The following is a 19975-nucleotide window of genomic DNA, read 5'->3' as shown; positions in this document are numbered from 1 at the left end:
TTCATTTACTAAATTTTAAATTAGATATTTCATCTTTTTCTTCTTGTACAGCAGATATCAGATTATTTGTATAGGCGTTGGTAAGTTGAGCAAGTCTCTTCTGTTCTTGCTGCCATTGATCTTTTGATATAGATCCATCTTTAAGCTGACGCTCTAACAAATCTTGTTGTGCGCGTAAGTTGTTAACTACCCGGTTTATTTCCTGAATTTGTTCTTTAAAAAACATGGGGACTCTCTCTTTGAAATTTTGAAGCGGAAAATAACATTAAAGGATTTTAACTTCAATCTTTCTAAAAAGATTCAATCTATAAACATATTCTAACCTTTGAGGGAAAGAAGTAGGGTCACACCAATTCCCGCCATACAAACTACCCCAAAGATTCTTCAGATTCCAGATGCTCTGCTGATGCTTTTTTGGAATGATCAGCCGCTAACAACAAATACATCGAAGGAACAACAAATAAAGTGAATAATGTCCCTATTGAAATACCCATTGCAATGACTAACCCGATATTATAACGGCTCGCTGCACCTGCACCTGTAGCAAAAATTAAGGGTATAACACCCAAAACCATTGCCGCAGTGGTCATTAAAATTGGCCGCAATCGAATGGCAGAAGCTGCTTTAATTGCATCAAATTTCTTTTGGCCACTCGCTTGCAAATCATTAGCAAATTGGACAATTAAGATACCATGTTTGCTAATAAGGCCAATTAATGTCACTAAACCCACTTCACTATAAATATTCAGAGTTGCATTTCCAATACCTAAACTGACGAAAATCATTGCCCCGCAAATGGACATGGGCACACTAATTAATACAATAAGTGGATCCCGAAAACTTTCAAATAAAGCAGCTAATGATAAAAATATAATGATCAGTGCAAAGAAAAAAGTGATGATAAGGTTAGATCCTTCTTGAATAAACTGCCGTGATTGTGACGCATAGTCTATGTAATACCCTTGTGGTAACACCCCTTTGGCAATATCAGCTAAGGTATCTAGGGCAGTTCCCATGGAAACACCCGGGAATGCCACTGCAGAAATCGTTGCAGAATTGAGTTGTTGAAAATGATTTAAGGATTCAGGAACAACTTGTCTCTGCAATGTAGCAACTGTGGACAGTGGTATGGAAGCCCCTGAGGCAGTCTTTATATAATAATTCAATATTTGATCCGCGTTCAAACGAGATTTTCTTTCCACTTGGGGTATAACCTGATATGAACGACCTGCATAATTAAAGTAATTAATATATCCCTCACTTAAAGCAGAACCAAACAAATTACCAATATCCTGCATTGTTAAACCAAACTGTGATATTTTATCTCTATCTAATAGCACTTTGGTTTGTATTTGATCAATTTTGAGATCAGGATTTATAAACATGAAAATACCCGACTCATAAGCTTTATCCAAGACTCGCTGTAGTACCTCATTTAATTTATCGAACGATTCAGTCGTATTAATAACAAACTGTATGGGTAGTCCACTTCCACCTCCTGGTAATGAGGGAAGCTGAAATGCAGCCACCTTTGCTCCGGCGATTTTATCAATCTCCTTTTGCACCAGAGGCTGCAATTCATTTGATGTGCGTTGCCGCTGCTCCCATGGTTTTAATACCATCCCAATAATCGAAGTATTTAATCCTTGAGAGCCATCCACCTGAAAAATATGATCAGTTTCTGGGAATTGTCTAAATATGTTGCTGACGGCATTCGCATAAAGTTGGGTTTGCGCTAAGGATGAATTCGCTGGAGCAGTCACTTGGGCAATAATAATTCCTAAATCCTCTTGAGGTGCCAGTTCAGAATTTGAAGACACAAAAAGAAAATAATTACTTAAAAGAATAATGATGGCAAATACAATGACTACCGATAGTTGCTTTAGCGTAGAGGATAAAACCCGTTCATAGGACTTCTCAAGTCTCGCAAAATAATTGTCCACATAAGTCATAAATCTTCCCTTGGAGGTTCCATCCCCCACTTTAAGGAATTTGGAACACATCATAGGCGATAATGTCAGAGCAATTATTGCCGAAATCGTCACAGCGCCAGCAAGAGTGAACGCAAACTCAGTAAACAAAGCTCCAGTCAATCCGCCCATGAAGCCCACGGGCAAATAAACAGCAATCAAAACAACGGTTATGGCAATAATCGGACTTGCTAATTCTCGTGCTCCTAACAGAGCAGCTTTGTATCGGGTTTGTCCTTCCTCAATGTGACGTTGCACATTTTCCACTACAATGATGGCATCATCTACTACCAGGCCTATAGCGAGCACCAAGGCCAATAAAGTTAACAAGTTAATCGAATAACCCAGGATGAGCATGATCCAGAAAGCGCCAATCAGGGAAAGTGGTATCGCAATCATAGGAATAATGACCGACCGTATTGAACCAAGGAATATAAAAATCACTCCGGTTACTATTAGGAAAGCTTCTAATAAAGATATAATGACCTCATGAATGGAAGAGTTAACAAATAAACTGGCATCATAAACAATTTGTCCTTTTAAGCCTTGAGGTAATTGTTCTTGAATGGTAGGGAATACTTTTTTTATTTCGTCAATAACTGTCAAAAGATTGGCTGAAGGCGCCACAACAATACCAATATATACTGCTGTCCTGCCATCAAAACTGACTGAAGTATTATAGTTTTGCGCACCCAGGTCTACAGTAGCGACATCCTCCAGACGAATAATCGCGCCATTTTGCGCTTTAATAATCATTTTCTTAAATTGATTCACATCAGTAAGATCAGTACTTGCGGTAAGATTTTGGATAAACATCGTTCCATCCGTACGACCGACTGCGGAAACAAAATCATTATTGGCAAGTGCGCTTCCCACTTCTGCTGCTGAGATTCCATATCCAGCCAATTTTACCGGATCAAGCCAGGCACGTAATGCAAAAGTTTGATTCCCGAGAATCTGGGCATTTTGGACTCCATTCACTGCTTGTAATTTTGGTTGCACTACGCGAATTAAATAATCGGTGATTTTATTAATTGGTAATTCATCGCTATAAAACCCAATGTACATCGAATCAATCGTTTGACCAACTGATACAGTTATTACCGGTTGTTGGGAATTTTTGGGAAGCTGGTTCAGTACCGCATTCACTTTAGTGGTGATATCGGACAAGGCCTTTAGGGGATCATAATTTAAAAGTAAATTTACGGTGATAGTACTGGTGCTCGGAGAGCTTACTGAGGTCATATAATCAATACCATTAGCCTGGGCAATGGAGTTCTCTAAAGGTGTGGTGATAAAGCCAGCGATTACATCAGGATCTGCACCAGTATAGGTAGTAGTGACAGTCACAATAGCATTTTGTGTGAATGGATATTGCATTACAGGTAGCGAATTCATAGACCGCAAACCCATTGCTAAGAGCATCAAACTGATCACTGTAGCAAGTACAGGTCTTCTAATAAAAATATCCGTAAACTGCATGCGTACAATCCTTAGATTAATTTCATCTCATTTGCTTTCATGAGGCGCCTGCCTCACTGCATTTCAATGAATAGCTATCTCCTAGAGTGAGAATTGAAATAGATTTACTTTCAAATTCCAATGCGAATGCCTGAAGATGCATCCCTGAACTCTGCTGCTATCTCTCCGTTATCTTTGGCGAGGCCTCATTACCTGGTTGTATTTTATTGTTGATAACAATGCGGCTTCCATTTTTCAATTTTAATTGGCCGCTTGTGACCACAATATCGCCTGCTTTTAGGCCCTTCAACACTGCAATTTGATCACCCCGCGTATCCCCCACAGTGACAAATACTTGTCTGACTACAAGGACAGGTTTATTCTGCTTGTCTTTTTCTTTGCTTTCTTCCACAAGATATACAATATCACCATATGGATTAAAACTAATTGCGGATTGCGGCAATGTCAGATAATTTTGTTTCTTTCCTGCTGCGACTTCAACACGGGTAAATATTCCAGGCTTTAATTTAAAATTAGGATTTGGCAGCGTTGCTTCAACAGTGACGTTTCGTGTCGCATTATCGACAATAGGTTGGATGGTAGTAATTTTCCCTTCAAAAATTTTATCAGGAAATACATCGGTGATTACTTTAACTTTTTGCCCAAGTTCTAACTTGTCTAAATCTTGTTGGGGTAAATAAAAATCAACCCAAATCGGATCCAGAGCCTGTAATGTAGTCACCGCATCCCCTACATTGAGGTATTGGCCAGGATAAATATTATTAATACCCAGTTGACCAGAAAATGGGGCACGTAGCGTCTTCTTTTCTACTGTTGCAGCTTGCTGAGCCACCTGAGCTTCCAAATTCCTAAGATTCCATTCATCAATGTCGACTGTTTGCTTACTGACTGCATGCACCGCGTATTGTGCTTTATCGCGATTATAAGTAATTTTTGCAAGCTCCACCTGAGCTTGCAAGGAATGCAGTAATCCAAGCTCGGCTGCTGCATTCAACTGCACTAAAACAGTTCCCTTTTTAACTGCCGTACCTGGTTTAAAATAAATTGATTGTACCATCCCCGCAAGCTCTGTAGTGACATTCACACCGAGAGTTGCCCTTAGGGTTCCCACTGCTTTTAAGGTGGGTTGCCACAATGAAGGCTCTACCTTCATTGTAGATACAGTCACTACAGGGGATTTCATGCTCATAAAAAATTGATTTCTCATGTAATTACCAAAAGCTTTCCACCCAAAAATCAAGGTGAAAAGGATTCCCACGACAATCAACATAATAATCATTTGCTTTTTCAAAAAAATTTCTCTCATCATAGGCACTCTTTAACACACCATGGTTTATGCCACCAGCCTCCACCTAAAGCTTGGAATAGTGCCGCTGTATCGCTGTAGCGTAAAGCCTGTGCTTGAATACGGGTAATCCTCGTTTGTTGGTATTGTTGCTGGGCATTTAATAAATTAATGTAACTTACCCCACCTAGTCGATATTGTTTTGAAGTAAGATTTAAAGCAGCGCGAGCTGCATTCTCAGCCCTTATCTGAGCTTGTAATGTCCGGGCATCTACTTCGATTCCCGTTAGAACATCCGCTACGTTTTGAAAAGCTTGTAACACAGTTTGCCGATACTGCGCGGCTGTTTGCTGGTATGCCGCAACTGCTGAACGCCGTTGTGCCATTAACGCGCCACCATGAAACAGAGGCTGAACTACCTGTCCAGTTAAAGCCCAAACCTCATGTCTTTTGGTAAAGAGATTAGCAAAAGAGGTGTTGAGCCATCCTTCGTTGGCATTAATGGTAAATTGTGGAAATAAATTCGCAGTGGCTACACCGATTTGAGCGCAGGCTTGATGCAGTAAAGCTTCAGCGGCTCGCACGTCCGGACGTTGGCGGACGAGATTTGAAGGCAAACTAATAGGCAGTTCAGTGGGTAAATGTAAACTATCTAAATGAATCACGGGTAAAGAAACTTCCGGGAATGTTCCGACCAGTGTCGTTAACGTATGTTTTGCTTGAGACAAGCTCTTTTGAAGTGGAGGTAAAGTGGCTTTGGTTTGCTGCAATAAAGTTTCTTGAGTCAATACATTTTCTCTGGAAACAGCACCTAAACGATATTGCTTGTTTAAAATATTGAGAAGCCCTTGTTCTGCCTTGATTAAATCAAGTGTTGCATTAATTTGTGCTTGAAAAGAGGCCATGGCCACGGAAGTGGTGACAATGTTGGAAGTTAAGGTCAAATAAGCAGCCATCACTTGAAATTGCTGATAATCTACTTGGGCTTTTAAGGCTTCGATTTGACGTCGAGCGCCCCCAAAAACATCCAATGTGTATGACAAGTTAAAATAGGTATATACGAGATTAAATGTCTGGCTGTCGGTAGGGAGACCTATTTGTACTCCGGCATAACGCTGCCTTTGTACACTTTGAGTCGCATCAATTGCCGGCCACATGGAGTTGCCAATTTGCACTTTGAGATTTTCCTGAGCTTCTCGCAATGCGGCAGATGCAGCAGCCAAATTCGGGCTATTTGATAACCCCATTCGGATAAGTTGATTCAATTCCGGAGAATGATACAGCTCCCACCACAGCAAAGGAATGTCCTTATCTGCAAGAAATTTTTGAGCTTGCCCGCCGGCTCCAGGTGTACTTACTGTTTTAGCTGGTAATGTTTTTTCAGTAAATTTTTTTACTTTCGGAGGGACCGGCGAATGAAAATTAGGCCCGACCATACATGAAGTTTGCAACAGCGTTATCGGCAAAACCAGAATAAATTTTATATATTTGTTTAAATCGAACAAACTCCAATCCTTGGCAATCATCCAATGAATATTGGTTAATTTATCACGGATTAGTTCAGCTTGACAGTTATTGCACGCCTGAATTTCTCTTTTAAAATTAGTAAAATATCAAGAATCATTACAATAGTTTGATTTTTCTGTATATCATTCAAAATCCGGAGTAGTCAGATAAAAAAAATGTACATGATGTGATGTATAGTCCCTATAGCATTATCTATAGGGACTGAATGACACTAACGAGATGCTCTTTGGATGTCTTTGCCCACAGTGGATACATCTTTACCAAAACCATGAACTGTTCCACAAGAGCTCAATATTCCAATTGTTGAAATACAAAAGCCTATCATTATTATTTTTTTTAGAATATTCATCATTATTCCCTCTTATTTTTATATATAAATTGTGCTTACGTAATTATTTTAGACCATATTTTCAAAAGTAAAAAATAAATCATCTTTTCTCATTGATGAGAACATTAATGTATTTTAATAAAAAATATTGTTACATTACTTCATTTTACATAGAAAGGATTAGTATTTTGCGCTCGCTTTTTGTTTCGTGTTTTCTGTTCACGTTTGCATTAACGGGTTGCTCCCTTTTTGGTGAAATTCATACTCCGACACAACCAATAAATCCCGTTGATTTAACAACGAAGTTCAGTTTTAAATATCCACAACAAAGTAAATCAACCTATTATTTTAAACAATTCAAAGATCCACAGCTTGATCAACTTATTGCTGTGGCCCTTGCAGATGCCCCTAATATGCGTATCGCCAGAGCAAGGATTGCTCGCATGCAACAACTGACAAAGATCGCTTATTCTTCACTATGGCCATTTATAGGCGCAAGTGGTTACGTAGAAAAAGCTTATTTCCCTATTCATGGCCACCTTCCACCCCCAATAAATTCAGTGAAAATCAATCAAGCTACTATTGCCGATGTCGGTTTAAAATTTAATTATGAACTGGACTTTTGGGGGAAAAATAGAGAAAACATTGCCAGTAGACTCAATGAAACAGTTGCAGCACAAATGGATCTTGCGCATACCCAGCTCGTTTTGAGTGCAGCAGTCGCTACAACTTATTTTGAAGTTCAAAATAGCATGCTCCAATATCGTCTCGCTCAAGAAAATTCGCGTCTATTAAGGGAGCTTGCAGACATCATTGTCGCTCGGGAACGACAAGGCATCGAATCCAATATTCCCGTGCGAACAGCCTTGGCTAATGCACAAGCTGCTGTATTATCCATTGAAGATTATCGACGCGCACAAATGCAGGCACGGCACCAACTGGCAGTTTTAATGGGCAAAAATCCTTTAAATACACAAATAGATACAGCGCCCTTCTTATATGATAAAAATCAACTTAAGCTCCCCGAAATCCTTCCAGCCAACTTACTGGCACAAAGGCCGGATATCATTGCTACTCGTGCTCTCACTGAAGCAGCCGCCCATCAAGTCAATGTAGCCAAAACTGCTTTTTTTCCAAATATCAATTTAAAAGGATTATTAAGCATTCAAAGTTTTTATTTTAATAAGGCATTTAACTTCTGGCTCGAAAATGACAATGCCACTGCCGCATTTGATTTACCCATTTTTGATGCGGGTGCACGCAAAGCAAATTTGAGGGCTAATTATGCTCAATATGAAGTTGCTGTGAATCAGTACAATCAAACTATTTTAAATTCATTACAACAGGTGGGGGATCAATTATCCAGCTTTGTAACCCTTGATGCGCAAATCAAAGGACAAAAACAAGCTTTATATCATTTCGACTCAAATTATAAGTCATTTAGAGCACGGTACAAACAAGGAATTATTGATTACATCCAAGTTCTTGAAATAAAACAACTACTCGTGCAACAAACAGCCATATTACATCAGTTACAAAACCGGCAGAAACAAGCCTATGTAGGCATATTAACTGCCTTAGGTGGAGCGCTCTAAGTCATGGAAGAAAAAAAAGAAAACACCAACGAATCTCAAGATAATGGAACATCTGCTAAAACAAGACAAAAACGAAAATTAGCCATGCTTACTCTGGGTGGATTTTTTGTCATTATTGCACTGCTGTGGTTTTTATATTGGCTGATTTGGGGAAGATTCGAATTATATACTGACGATGCCTATGTGACTGGGAATATGGTGCAGCTGATGCCGCAAATATCAGGTACCGTAGTTAAAATCAATGTCGATGAAACACAATTGGTCAAGGAAGGACAAATCCTCATTCAATTAGATCCTACAGATTATACCGTAGCGTTACAGCGTGCTAAAGCCAACCTGGCACAGACAGTACGCCAAGTACGTCAGTATTTTGAGAATGCAGCCCAAGCGCAACAAAAAGTAATCCTTGATAAAGCCAATCTTGTAAAAGCGCAAATGGATTTAAAACGGCGTGAAGGACTTGTTGGTACTCGTGCTGTATCGCGCGAAGAACTACAACATTATAAAACTGCACTCCAGGCAGCCCAGGCCACCTATGATCTTTCACTACATCAACAAAATGCTGCACTTGCCTTGGTCGAAAATGCGCGTCTTTATAATCATCCTTTAGTTGAAACGGCTAAAGCCAATTTAAAAACTGCCTATTTAAACCTCAAAAGGACTACTATTGCAGCACCAATTACAGGATATATAGCGAAACGTAATGTTCAACCCGGCCAGCAAGTATCCATGAGTTCAGTCATGTTAGCAATCGTCCCCCTTTATAATACCTGGGTTGATGCCAACTACAAAGAATCTTCACTCAATGACATCCGCATAGGGCAGCCGGCCATACTCTATGCAGATGCTTACCCAGGCATGACGTACCACGGTAAGGTGATGGGATTAAATGCAGGGACCGGTTCTGCTTTTTCTTTACTTCCTGCACAAAATGCCACAGGAAATTGGATTAAAATTGTCCAAAGACTTCCTGTTCGAATTAGTATAAATCCTGAAGACTTAAAAAAAATTCCATTACAGCTTGGATTATCGATGAGGGTCACCATTGATATCCATAACTTACAAGGAAATCGAATAGCACAAGTAATCGATCCAAAACTTCAATATCAAACAAGTGTGTATCAAAAACAACTCGCTGAAGTAGAAACAATGATCGATGAAATTTTACATGAGAACTCCCCAGATATATCCTTACCAAGGAAGAACCCCTAATGTCTGACTTGCCTCCGCTTACTGGCTTTAGATTGGTACTCATGACATTTTCTTTGTCATTGGCCATATTTATGAACGTCTTGGATATTTCAATTGCAAATGTGGCTATCCCCACCATTGCAGGAGATTTAGGAGTGAGCCCTGATAATGGTACCTGGGTAATCACTTCTTTTGCCGTCAGTCAAGCCATCATGCTCCCCCTTACAGGTTGGCTTGCCAAACGTTTTGGCGAGGTTCGATTATTTTTGTTCTCTACTTCTTTATTCACAATCGTATCGGTACTTTGTGGTTTATCAACTAACCTTGGCATGTTGGTCTTCTTCCGAGTCCTTCAAGGTGCTGTTTCAGGGCCAATGATTCCTTTATCGCAAAGTATTCTTCTAGCTAATTACCCCCCAGAGAAAAGAGGTTTGGCAACAGGTGTGTGGGCCATGGTAGCTGTTGTAGGACCAATTTTTGGCCCTATTATGGGTGGCGTTATCACGGATAATTACTCTTGGCCCTGGATTTTTTACATCAATGTGCCTGTTGGCATATTTGCAGTGATTTTTTCTATGGTTACGTTGAGTGGCAGAGAAACGCCTGTCATTAAATTGCCTATCGATTTTGTAGGTTTGGCGTTACTGACGATTGGGGTGGGTTGTTTGCAGGTCTTATTAGATAAAGGACATGATTTGGATTGGTTTCATTCTGAATTTATATTAATTTTGGCAATCATCTCAACAGTCACATTGAGCTTTTTGATCCTCTGGCTGTTAACCCAAACTCATCCAATTGTTGATTTATATCTATTTACACAACGAAATTTTACAATTGGAACAATCAGTCTTACTTTTGGATTTATGGTTTATTTTGCCACGGTAGTTATTTTTCCCTTATGGTTGCAAACCCAAATGGGGTATACACCTACTTGGGCAGGACTGGCTGTGGCTCCTGTTGGAGTATTACCTTTCTTTTTAACGCCTCTAGTAGGCAACTATATGGGAAGATTTGATTTACGCATTATTATCAGTATCGGGTTTATCGTATTCGTGGTTACCTGTTTATGGCAAGCCAATTTTTACACTGAGATAAGCTTTTACGAATTGATTAAACCTCGTTTTATTCAAGGAATAGGCCTTGCTTTTTTCTTTACACCTTTAATTGCCCTCATTTTAGCTGAGTTACCCCCCGAACAATTAGCCAGCGCTTTAGGTCTTGCAAACTTTTGCCGTATTCTAGGAGGAAGCTTTGGAACCTCCATCAGTGTGACTTTGTGGAATAATAGAGAAGCACTTCATCAAAGCCAACTTGTAGAACAAATCACGCCTTACAATCCTTTGGTCCAACAAACAGTAAATCAACTGCATTCCCTGGGTATTTCGGGTTTAAAAAGTTTTGCGATGATTTATGCAAATATCATTAATCAGGCGTATATGCTTGCTACAATAGATATTTTTAAGCTATCAGCCTGGATCTTTTTAGCCTTACTTGCTCTTATTTGGCTTGCAGATCCCACCTATGTACGCACGACTGAAGGAATTGCAACAGAGTGATTGTTTTGTATCCAATACTTCCATATAATCGCAACAGCTCCTATAACAATAAAAAAGGTAAATTGAAATGAAAAAATGGATTGTACTGGCAACGACTGGTTTAATGATGATGAATGCGCATGCAGATAAATCCTGGTGCGGCTACAAGGATTATTTTCGATTGAGCGATTCTTCTCATCCTGGTATTTATGTTGTGAGCGGATTCAATGACCCCGATGTAATTCTCCACTTAATTGGTCCTCGCAGCTTTGAATTAATGGATTCATTTTCATGCCGCTCCGGTTATGCGCATGTTACTGTAGCCTATGATTCTGAAAACTGGTGCGTTCTTGATATTAAAGATGGTCCTTTAATGAATCATCCTACCGTAAGTGCTTCTTGTAATGGTATTCGTTATATCAACACGGTATACGATGGTATTGGCAGCTACTCTTATACTATTAACCTTGATTAATTCAAATCTATCGAACTCAAGATAAAGGCTAAGGCGAAAAATTTGCTGGTCATTGGGTAATTCTCCTTGCCTTTATATCATTGGATAAAATACCCCTATTTATAAAATAAATTACCGAACTACTTCTCTCATTCCAAAAGTATATAATAAAAAATTCAGTTATCTGGAATAATTATCTAAGTATTTCTTTGGGATACAAGTGAAGTTTGTTCTTTTTAAAAAGTTGAATACAAGCATCTACTACCTGCCCATCAAAAAGAATATCACGTCATTTTGAGATTTCAGACAATGCTGCATCTAAACCCAAAGCTGCTCGATAAGGCCTAAAAGATGTCATCGCATCCACCACATCAGCCACAGATAAAATTCTGGTTTCCAACCTGATTTGTTCGCCTTTAAGCCCTCTGGGATAACCACTACCATTCAATCGCTCATGGTGTTCCAAAACAATATCTGCAACAGGCCCAGAAAAATGAACTCCCTTTAATATATCGTAACCCGCTTGAACATGAGTCTTTATTATTTCAAATTCGAGCTGAGTGAGCTTATTTGGTTTGTTAAGTATTTCGCTTGGAATACCTATTTTACCAATATCATGCGTCAATGCTGCTGTTTCTAAACACTTAAGGTTTTGCTCTGATATACCCAGCTCTCGACCGATAGCAACCGATAGATAAGCGACATTTTTCTGATGACCTACGGTATAAGGATCACGTTGTTCCATTGCAATAGAAAAAGCGGTTAACATTTCACTAAAAGTTCTATCCAATTTCTCAGCATAATCCAATTTATCATTTATTCTACCGATCTGGGCGGTAACATCCTCAAATAAACCAGTACTACGATATAACCTCTGCTGTCTATCAAATACCGGATATGCACGGATATTGAACCAGCCTATCCCTCCATTTTCCTTAATCACGCGAAAATCTTCGTCCATCCTACCTGTTTTAAAATGTTCACTAAATTTTTTTTGTATCTTCTCAAGTTCTTCGGGGTGAACTATTTCCATCCATGAGTTTGGGTCTGTATAAAGGGAATCCGGATTTTTTCCAAAAAGAAATTGATAGCTTGGACTAATATAAAGAAAATTTCCGGTATTAAAATCAAATAAAAAGAAAACATCGCGGATATGGTCTGTGATTTGTTTAAATCGCTCTTCACTATCGATCAGTTTGGTTAATATGTTTTCATCTACCTCTGAAGCAGTGATGAAACCTTGCGTTAAATTATTTCCAATATTAATCAAATATAGTTGTGCATAAAAGACATCTTGATTTTTATGTTGTATGGCCCTTTGCGAGACAATAATTTTCCCATCCCCAAATTTTGCCGTTTGTTGCATGTAAGGATCTAAATTTTTTACTGCATAAATATCATACAACCTCATCTTGAGTAATTCACTTTGTTCATATCCCAGCATTTCTCGAAGAATATGGTTTGTTAGAATGAATTGTCCCTCCGAATTACAAATGAAGACTCCATTAGGTGTTTCCTCAAAGACATTTCCATAAGATAATTCTGGATCTATTTTTTTCATAAAAACTTTCCTTAAGCTTTTACAACTGATTGAAAAAGCCTTAATAAATTCTAGTTTATCGTTGAAAAAATAGAAAATATCGATTTATGGAAATTTACAGCTGAAGTGATACTTATATTGTTTCACCCGCATCAAAAGACCAACCACCGCCTAAAGCTTTAATTAATTGAATGCTGGCTATTTGCCGACGCGTGCGGATATTCACTAACGAAAGCTGGGATTGCAGTGCCGTGTTTTCTACAATCACCACCTGCAGAAAAGTAACAAGCCCTCCTTGATATCGATATACTTCCTGATTCCATGCTCTCTTTGCTGCAAGAGCTGCCACTTTTTGGCTTCGGTACTCCTTATCCAATTGGTGAATGGCAATTAAACTGTCCTCCACCTCCTGAAACGCAGTTAATACGGTTTGACGGTAACTAGCAACTGTCTCAAAATATTGAGCTTTCGCTTGGTTTAATAATCCGCGCAAGCGCCCTCCATCAAAAAGCGTTACTTGGGCAACTGGTTGCGATAGTGTCAATAAGCTTAAAGGACCAAGAGACCAAAAAAGGCTGGGTTTAGAGATAAGATTCGTCAGGCTTTTACTTTGGAATCCTATACTACCTGTTAAATCAATTACTGGATAAAAAGCGGCTCGTGCCACCCCGATATTTGCATTGGCCGCTTGGACTCTTGCTTCAGCAGCCACAATATCAGGTCTCCTATCTAGAATAGTTGAGGGGATATTAGGCGTTATAGAAAGAAATACAGTGGAGGAATGAACCGGAGATAAAGAGAAATTACTTGGAATTTCTCCAATCAATGCCGCAATGGCATGTTCTAGCTGAGCTCGTTGCAATCGCATATCAGAAGCTTGAGTTTTTGCATTCTCCAATTGTGTTTCTGCTTCATCCACATCAGATATTGGTGAGGCACCACCGCGAAAGCGATTTTTGGTTAAATAGAGCGCCTTTTGATAAGCGATAACTGTTGCATCTAATATTTTTTGTGCTTGGTCGCTGCCTCTGAGAGCAAAATAATTTTTAGCTAATTCTGCTTGCATGCTCAGGCGCACCGAAGCAAGGTCTGCAGCGCTTGCCTGGACCTTACGCTCTTTGGCAAGGACTGAATTTCGAATGCTTCCCCAAGCATCAAGCTCGTAAGAGAGAAAAGCACCGAGTAAAAACTGGTTAAAAACAGGAGTCGGTATTGGATTTGCTACGGTGCGGGAATTTTGCTGCCTGTCTGCATTGAAAAGTCCTTGGATGGTGGGATAAAAATAAGAGCGGGCAACTTGCACCAATGAAAGGGACTCTTGAAATCGTGCATAAGCCAGTTGGACATCTTGGTTGGCATGATTCAATTGGTTTTCAAGCTTATTTAATATGGGATCATGAAACGCCCGCCACCAACCATCTGGAGGAATAATCTGTGGCGTTGTTTTAATAGCCACCCATTGTCCAGGTTCTTTAAAATGTTCCGGAATGGGCATGACAGGACGATGATATTTTGGGGCAAAAGAACAACCCATAAGGGCCAAACTCAATGATACGACCACGAGAGATTTTTTTACTACTGCAATTTTGCTGTACAATTGCATCATCCAATGAGTATGCGATAGATTCTGTATATTCTTGCCCTCAGAAGTGCATTTTGAAGTAAATCCTTCATTACTTTTCATGAAACAACCCGCACTTTTTCCCCCGTGCAAATTGCATCAGGCGGATTAAGAACTATCTTATCTCCTGGTACAACCCCAGTTGCAATTTCTACTTTTGATCCAAAATCACGACGAATGGTGACTGGTTTTAGCGTAATTTTATTTTCTTTATCCAAAATAGCTACCTGTAATCCTTGGGCCTGAAAAAGTAAGGTGTTCACAGGTAAAATGACTGCTTTAGCCGGACTGGGTATTTCAAACAAAACTTCAGTATACCCCCCGGGCAACATTTCTCCATTTGTGTTCGGAGTGGTGAATTGAGCCAGCAAAGTACGAGTATTCGGGTCGATCGCTTGTGCTGTTTCAAATAATTGTGCAGAAAATACTTTCCCAGGGTGCTCTGCAAAACGTAGCCGAACAGTCATATTGGGTTTGATGCGTGATGAATAATACTGGGGAATTTTCACATAAATCCGTAAAGGACTGGTTTGAGCAATCCGAAATAAAGGAGACGCAGTGGAACTGCTTCCTGCATCGATTAAATCCCCAATATCTGTAGCGCGATCGGTAATCACCCCATCAAATGGCGCTATGACGCGCTCAAAACTCACTAATTCTTGCAGCCGTTGTAAATTAGCCTTTGCTGCAAACATTGCAGCCTTTAATGCAGCTGCTGTACTTACTTTTTCGTCGGTTTCCTGTTGAGATACAGATTTGGTTTTAACTAACCTCAGCCAGCGCCTGGCGGTTATTTGAGCTAGTTGATTGTTGGCAATTGCGGTTTTAAGATCTGCTCTTGCCTGGCGCTCTTGTGCGTCCAGTTCAGGAGTTTCAATCACTGCGAGCAAATCACCCTTTTTAACATGGCTCCCTATGTCGACATACCATTTTTTTATATATCCATTAGTCCGTGCATAAATAGGCGATTCATGCCAAGCCTGAACATTGCCGGGTAAAATAAATTTATTGATGGCTTTGTTTTCTTGTGCTTCGATAATTCGCACTACAGGAACAGCTGCTGCAAGGGTTTCATTGCGTAAGTGATTTGCAGCAGAAACCCTGAAAATAATCATTATGGGAAGAATCACTAAAAAAAGAATCAAAATGATTACCAAACGACGGTATTTATGGTTCTTTACATACGAGTGGAATGTTTTAAGCATGATCCTTCCTTTGCTTTTTCTCTAATTTATGCTTGTGAATGACATAAAAAACAGAAGGGACAAAAAAGAGCGTGGCTAATGTTGCAAATGATAAACCACCGATAACCGCCCTTCCCAAAGGGGCATTCTGTTCCCCGCCATCACCCAAACCAAGCGCCATTGGGAACATACCAATTATCATTGCCAATGCAGTCATCATGACTGGCCTTAAACGAGTTTGTCCTGCCTCTAGTGCTGCTTGCAAGGGATCATTTTCTGAAGCAAGATGATCGCGAGCAAAGCTGATGATCAAAATACTATTAGCAGTTGCCACGCCCATACACATAATGGCCCCCGTTAATGCAGGAACACTTAAAGGGGTATGGGTCATAAATAGCATCCATGCAATCCCGGCAAGTGCCGCAGGCAATGCAGTAATAATGATAAAAGGATCTGTCCAAGATTGAAAGTTAATCACAATTAAGAGATAAACGAGCAAAATAGAGAATGCCAATCCCCAATACAATCCATTGAAAGCATGTTCCTTAGTTTGAATTTGGCCTCGTATTGCAACAGAAGATCCTTTCGGAACCTCATTCTCTGTATTATGAATAGTTTTTTGGATGTCTTTAGTCACTGCACCTAAATCTCTATCTTGAATTGAAGCAAAAATATCAATAACAGGCTGAACGTTATAATGAGATTCTACAACAGAGGTCCAAGTACGTTTTAGTGTCGCGAAGGAACCTAAAATTTGTAGTTGACTAGGCAATGTCAAACTTCCAATGGGAATATTCAATAAATCATTTAAAGAAGTCATATCATATTGCGGTGCTTGCGTTACAATAGGATAGGAAACTCCATTTTTTGGATCCAGCCAAAACGTTGGCGTCGTTTGAAAACTCCCGGATAAAGTGATTAACAGATCCGAGGCGACATTGAATTGGGTAAATCCAAGCTCCTTTGCCAAGCTTCTATCTACATCCACAAAAAATTCAGGGTAATTGAGGGATTGCCTTATACGTACATCCGTAAGACCAGGAACACGCTTTAGCTGATTCATTAATTGATTTGCATATCGCATATTCTCTTTCTTTTTTAAACCAATAACCTGAAGGTTAATTGGTGAGGGCAGTCCAAAATTAATGATTTGATTCACTATATCTGCAGGTAAAAATGCAAAAGTTACTTGTGGAAAATGGTCTCTGAGAATAGGTCTTAGTTGATGTACATAGTCAGAGCTGGGTTTATGCCCTTTGTTTAGAGAAATCAGGATATCTGCATCTTCAGGCCCATTCGTTGCTGAATTACTGTAGGACAAATTGATTCCGCTCACAGGTAAACCAATATTATCTACAATACTCCCTAAATCCTTCGGAGGAATGACTTGTCGGATTTCGGAATCTATTTTATCCACAAGACGTGCGGTTTCTTCTACACGCGTTCCTGTTGGCGCGCTAATATGAAGTTTTATTTGCCCTGCGTCCACCTCTGGAAAAAAATTCGATCCCAACCAAGGCCAAAGTAATAATATGGAGAAGCCAACAAATATTAAAAAGCAGAGAATAAATAATTTGGCATTATTCAATACCCAAGCGAGCTTTTCCGAATAACGCAAGCGCAATGTGGAAAATTTTTTCTCAAATAGATAGTGTAGCCTGCCTATGCCCCCTGTATTCTTTTCTGCACCCGATAGTTCATGCTTATGAAGCAAGTATTTCGCAAGAGTAGCAACCAGTGTACGCGATAGAATATAAGACATGAGCATGGCAAAAATTACTGCCTCGGCCAAAGGCACAAACAGATACTGCGCCACCCCGCCCAAATAAAACATGGGTACAAAAACTATGCAAATACATAAGGTGGAAACCAGTGCCGGAATCGCAATTTGTTTTGCACCATCTAGAATAGCCTGTTCTACTTCCTTACCTTGTTCCAAATTCCAGTTAATGTTTTCGATGGCGACAGTTGCATCATCAACTAAAATACCAACGGCCAGTGCCAGCCCTCCCAGAGTCATAATGTTAATGGTCTCTCCCAAAGCAGACAGTAAGGTTATGGATGCAATGATAGACAAGGGAATCGATAAAGTGATGATAAATGTGCTGCGCAAGCTCCCTAAAAAAAGTAAAATCATAAGACCGGTTAAGGCCGCAGCAATAATACCCTCAGTGATCACTCCTCGAATCGCTGCGGTTACAAAAATCGATTGATCAGCAAAATTGGTTAAGTTAAGGCCTTCTGGAAGCATTGTTTTCACTTTAGGTAAAAGTGCTTTTACTCGATTTACAATATCTAAAGTCGATGCATTTCCGGTTTTTTGGATGGACATCATAACTGCCCTTTGGCCATCCACTCTTACTATGTTTGTTTGTGGTGCAAAACCATCTCGCACATGCGCCACGTCACGTATATATAATACACGTCCTGGCGTTGATTTTACTGGGACATCGTTTAATTGAACTGCCGCCCGCGGGCTTCCATTCAATTTAACGATGTATTCGTATTCACCTATTTTTTGGGTGCCAGAGGGAATAATCAGGTTTTGTGCCAGAATGGCACTATTGATTTCTTGGGCGGATATCCCGTAGGTTTGCATTGCTTGCAAATTTAAATCTACCTGGATTTGACGTACTTTACCTCCATAAGGGTATGGTAAAGCAGCGCCTTGTACGGTCGCAAGTTGTGTACGTAAAAAATTATTGCCTAAATCGTTGAGCTCTTGTTCCGGTATCGTGGCACTCGATAGTACTAGCTGTAATACAGGCACTGTGGAGGCTTTGTAGCTTAAAATGAGTGGTGGCAAAGTTCCAGGGGGTAAATTACGTAATATAGTCTGAGCAATGGCAGTGACTTGACTTAAAGCAACATCGATATTTACCCCGGGTTGAAAAAATAATTTAACAACACCAACGCCAATCAGGGATTCGGATTCGATATGTTCTATATCATTTACAGTAGTCGTTACAGCACGTTCAAATACACTGGTAATGCGGTTACCCATTTCATCAGGAGGCAAGCCACTGAAATTCCAAACCACGCTGATAACAGGTATATTAATGTCTGGGAAAATATCTGTAGGAGTGCGCATTATCGCCAGAGGCCCAATAATCAGCAACATGAGTGCCATGACAATAAAAGTGTAAGGTCGCGAGAGCGCAATCCATACGATCCACATAAATATCCATATTCATCATTTGAACAAAGTAAAACATTATATCGAGGAAATGCAAAAACTTTAATAATAAAGATCCGTCTTCATCATCTCTTTTTTATTTAATTCCCAACTTAATGATGCGTCTCTATTAGAAAAAGTAGGAAAAGAGAGTTTGTCTAATTAACTCAGATCAAATTCTTGGCCACAGCGCACAAACCCAGCAAAACCATTCGCCTGTGCATCCGGTAAATTCCCGTCATTATAATGGTATAACCACATCTTAGCCTTTATTGCTGGATCCAAGGTTTTCAACTCATTGAAATGAGCATGAACGCCACTAGGGTTTTCCAATGTTTCACAATCATGAAAAATTAGAGTGGCATTCTGATAATATTGTTGAAATTCATTGGGTGTAAAACGCGTATCAGTAGTTATGAAGAAAGACTTCCCTTTAGAAAGAATCATTAACCCATAACTGGGCATAAGCTTTTGATTCGAATAAATATGAATGGTTTGAATGAGATGCAGCGTTAATCCTTCCCAATCGAAAGACTTATTGTCCTTAACCTCATGAACCTCAAAATAATCTGTCAAACTCGCCTCTTTCTCTTGAAGGGTTTTTAATCCACCACTCAAGCTACTATCCCACAAGGGAGCAACTAAATGTTCATGAATAATTAACTTAGGTACATCATGCACACAAGCAAATTTACGCTGAAAGGCAAACCATTCAATACCACCTATATGATCGGCATGTAAATGGCTGATAAAAACTGCATCAATATCTTTGGGTCGGTAGTGAGCTTTTGTCAATGAAAAGCGAATGTCTGTTCCGCAATCAATCAATAATTTTTTGCCAGTATCCGTTTTGAGCAGCATATTGGATTGAAACTTTTCGAAATCTAACCCGATACCACTACCAACTCCTAAAAATAACAGTTTCATTAGAATTCCCTGAGTTTAGTTAAGGAGTAAGTCAGAGCTTGTCCAGAAAATTCCCTAAGCAGACAGCTACTTACTTAAAGAATAGCATTTAAAAACATTTATTAGAAATACTGAAACAAGAAATTAAATGAAACCATACAAGCAAAGATTCAAATTTAAAG

14 protein-coding genes are annotated in these 19975 nt (G+C 39.6%); 4 read left to right on the top strand and 10 right to left on the bottom strand.

The genetic code is table 11. The annotated features are described in order from the left end of the window. Position 1: 1 nt before the first annotated feature. The 5 genes from BU07_RS0102500 to BU07_RS0102480 form a co-directional block, all read right to left on the bottom strand. A complete protein-coding gene (locus BU07_RS0102500) occupies positions 2-226 on the bottom strand; it encodes a hypothetical protein (RefSeq protein ID WP_031563378.1) in 225 nt (74 codons plus the stop codon). A gap of 142 nt (positions 227-368) precedes the next feature. Continuing rightward, entirely contained in the window at positions 369-3452 is a 3084-nt protein-coding gene (locus tag BU07_RS0102495; protein ID WP_031563376.1) for an efflux RND transporter permease subunit, read from the bottom strand. A 157-nt stretch (positions 3453-3609) separates the two neighbouring features. Beyond that, complete coding sequence (locus tag BU07_RS0102490) at positions 3610-4758, bottom strand: efflux RND transporter periplasmic adaptor subunit (protein ID WP_035898955.1); 1149 nt, start codon at positions 4756-4758, stop codon at positions 3610-3612. After that, a complete protein-coding gene (locus BU07_RS0102485; RefSeq protein WP_031563373.1) occupies positions 4758-6242 on the bottom strand; it encodes an efflux transporter outer membrane subunit in 1485 nt (494 codons plus the stop codon). Before BU07_RS0102485 ends, BU07_RS0102490 begins: the two co-directional genes overlap by 1 nt. Before the next feature lie 233 nt (positions 6243-6475). Further along, positions 6476-6616 carry an entericidin A/B family lipoprotein gene (locus BU07_RS0102480; protein WP_242601883.1) on the bottom strand — a complete coding sequence of 47 codons (141 nt, stop codon included), beginning with the start codon at positions 6614-6616 and terminating at the stop codon, positions 6476-6478. Between the two features lie 164 nt (positions 6617-6780). Between BU07_RS0102480 and BU07_RS0102475 the strand changes: the two genes are divergently transcribed. The 4 genes from BU07_RS0102475 to BU07_RS0102460 all read left to right on the top strand — a co-directional run bounded on the left by BU07_RS0102475 (position 6781) and on the right by BU07_RS0102460 (position 11388). Beyond that, positions 6781-8187, top strand: coding sequence for an efflux transporter outer membrane subunit (locus BU07_RS0102475; protein ID WP_031563371.1), 1407 nt, complete (start codon positions 6781-6783; stop codon positions 8185-8187). 3 nt (positions 8188-8190) lie between these two features. Further along, positions 8191-9399: an HlyD/EmrA/EmrK family protein gene (locus BU07_RS0102470; RefSeq protein ID WP_031563370.1), complete on the top strand. Its 1209-nt coding sequence runs from the start codon at positions 8191-8193 to the stop codon at positions 9397-9399. After that, positions 9399-10934, top strand: coding sequence for a DHA2 family efflux MFS transporter permease subunit (locus tag BU07_RS0102465; RefSeq protein ID WP_031563369.1), 1536 nt, complete (start codon positions 9399-9401; stop codon positions 10932-10934). Before BU07_RS0102470 ends, BU07_RS0102465 begins: the two co-directional genes overlap by 1 nt. 67 nt (positions 10935-11001) lie before the next feature. Further along, positions 11002-11388 (top strand): hypothetical protein, encoded by a 387-nt coding sequence (locus tag BU07_RS0102460; protein ID WP_031563368.1) that lies wholly within the window; start codon positions 11002-11004, stop codon positions 11386-11388. Between the two features lie 268 nt (positions 11389-11656). On the opposite strand, the gene BU07_RS16940 is transcribed toward BU07_RS0102460, so the two are convergent. The 5 genes from BU07_RS16940 to BU07_RS0102435 form a co-directional block, all read right to left on the bottom strand. After that, positions 11657-12928, bottom strand: a complete 1272-nt coding sequence (locus BU07_RS16940) for an HD domain-containing phosphohydrolase (RefSeq protein ID WP_051635446.1) — start codon at positions 12926-12928, stop codon at positions 11657-11659. Positions 12929-13040: 112 nt separating this feature from the next. After that, positions 13041-14591, bottom strand: coding sequence for an efflux transporter outer membrane subunit (locus tag BU07_RS0102450; RefSeq protein WP_242601884.1), 1551 nt, complete (start codon positions 14589-14591; stop codon positions 13041-13043). Further along, complete coding sequence (locus BU07_RS0102445) at positions 14588-15733, bottom strand: efflux RND transporter periplasmic adaptor subunit (protein WP_031563366.1); 1146 nt, start codon at positions 15731-15733, stop codon at positions 14588-14590. Before BU07_RS0102445 ends, BU07_RS0102450 begins: the two co-directional genes overlap by 4 nt. Continuing rightward, the gene (locus tag BU07_RS0102440; protein ID WP_031563365.1) at positions 15726-18890 is read right to left on the bottom strand and encodes an efflux RND transporter permease subunit; all 3165 of its coding nucleotides are present in this window, start codon (positions 18888-18890) and stop codon (positions 15726-15728) included. Before BU07_RS0102440 ends, BU07_RS0102445 begins: the two co-directional genes overlap by 8 nt. A gap of 159 nt (positions 18891-19049) precedes the next feature. Further along, positions 19050-19814 carry an MBL fold metallo-hydrolase gene (locus BU07_RS0102435; protein ID WP_031563363.1) on the bottom strand — a complete coding sequence of 255 codons (765 nt, stop codon included), beginning with the start codon at positions 19812-19814 and terminating at the stop codon, positions 19050-19052. Positions 19815-19975 lie beyond the last annotated feature (161 nt).

It is taken from the genome of Legionella wadsworthii DSM 21896 = ATCC 33877 (assembly GCF_000701265.1).
GTDB classification, from domain to species: Bacteria; Pseudomonadota; Gammaproteobacteria; order Legionellales; family Legionellaceae; genus Legionella; species Legionella wadsworthii.
Note: the sequence above shows the minus strand (reverse complement) of the source record. Positions and strands in the feature narration are given on the sequence as shown.

What these genes read in the sequence shown, in the direction of transcription:
- BU07_RS0102500 (WP_031563378.1), bottom strand. Translation starts at nt 226, where the DNA reads ATGTTTTTTAAAGAACAAATTCAGGAAATAAACCGGGTAGTTAACAAC.
- BU07_RS0102495 (WP_031563376.1), bottom strand. Translation starts at nt 3,452, where the DNA reads ATGCAGTTTACGGATATTTTTATTAGAAGACCTGTACTTGCTACAGTG.
- BU07_RS0102490 (WP_035898955.1), bottom strand. Translation starts at nt 4,758, where the DNA reads ATGAGAGAAATTTTTTTGAAAAAGCAAATGATTATTATGTTGATTGTC.
- BU07_RS0102480 (WP_242601883.1), bottom strand. Translation starts at nt 6,616, where the DNA reads ATGATGAATATTCTAAAAAAAATAATAATGATAGGCTTTTGTATTTCA.
- BU07_RS0102470 (WP_031563370.1), top strand. Translation starts at nt 8,191, where the DNA reads ATGGAAGAAAAAAAAGAAAACACCAACGAATCTCAAGATAATGGAACA.
- BU07_RS0102465 (WP_031563369.1), top strand. Translation starts at nt 9,399, where the DNA reads ATGTCTGACTTGCCTCCGCTTACTGGCTTTAGATTGGTACTCATGACA.
- BU07_RS0102460 (WP_031563368.1), top strand. Translation starts at nt 11,002, where the DNA reads ATGAAAAAATGGATTGTACTGGCAACGACTGGTTTAATGATGATGAAT.
- BU07_RS16940 (WP_051635446.1), bottom strand. Translation starts at nt 12,928, where the DNA reads ATGAAAAAAATAGATCCAGAATTATCTTATGGAAATGTCTTTGAGGAA.
- BU07_RS0102450 (WP_242601884.1), bottom strand. Translation starts at nt 14,591, where the DNA reads ATGAAAAGTAATGAAGGATTTACTTCAAAATGCACTTCTGAGGGCAAG.
- BU07_RS0102445 (WP_031563366.1), bottom strand. Translation starts at nt 15,733, where the DNA reads ATGCTTAAAACATTCCACTCGTATGTAAAGAACCATAAATACCGTCGT.
- BU07_RS0102440 (WP_031563365.1), bottom strand. Translation starts at nt 18,890, where the DNA reads ATGTGGATCGTATGGATTGCGCTCTCGCGACCTTACACTTTTATTGTC.
- BU07_RS0102435 (WP_031563363.1), bottom strand. Translation starts at nt 19,814, where the DNA reads ATGAAACTGTTATTTTTAGGAGTTGGTAGTGGTATCGGGTTAGATTTC.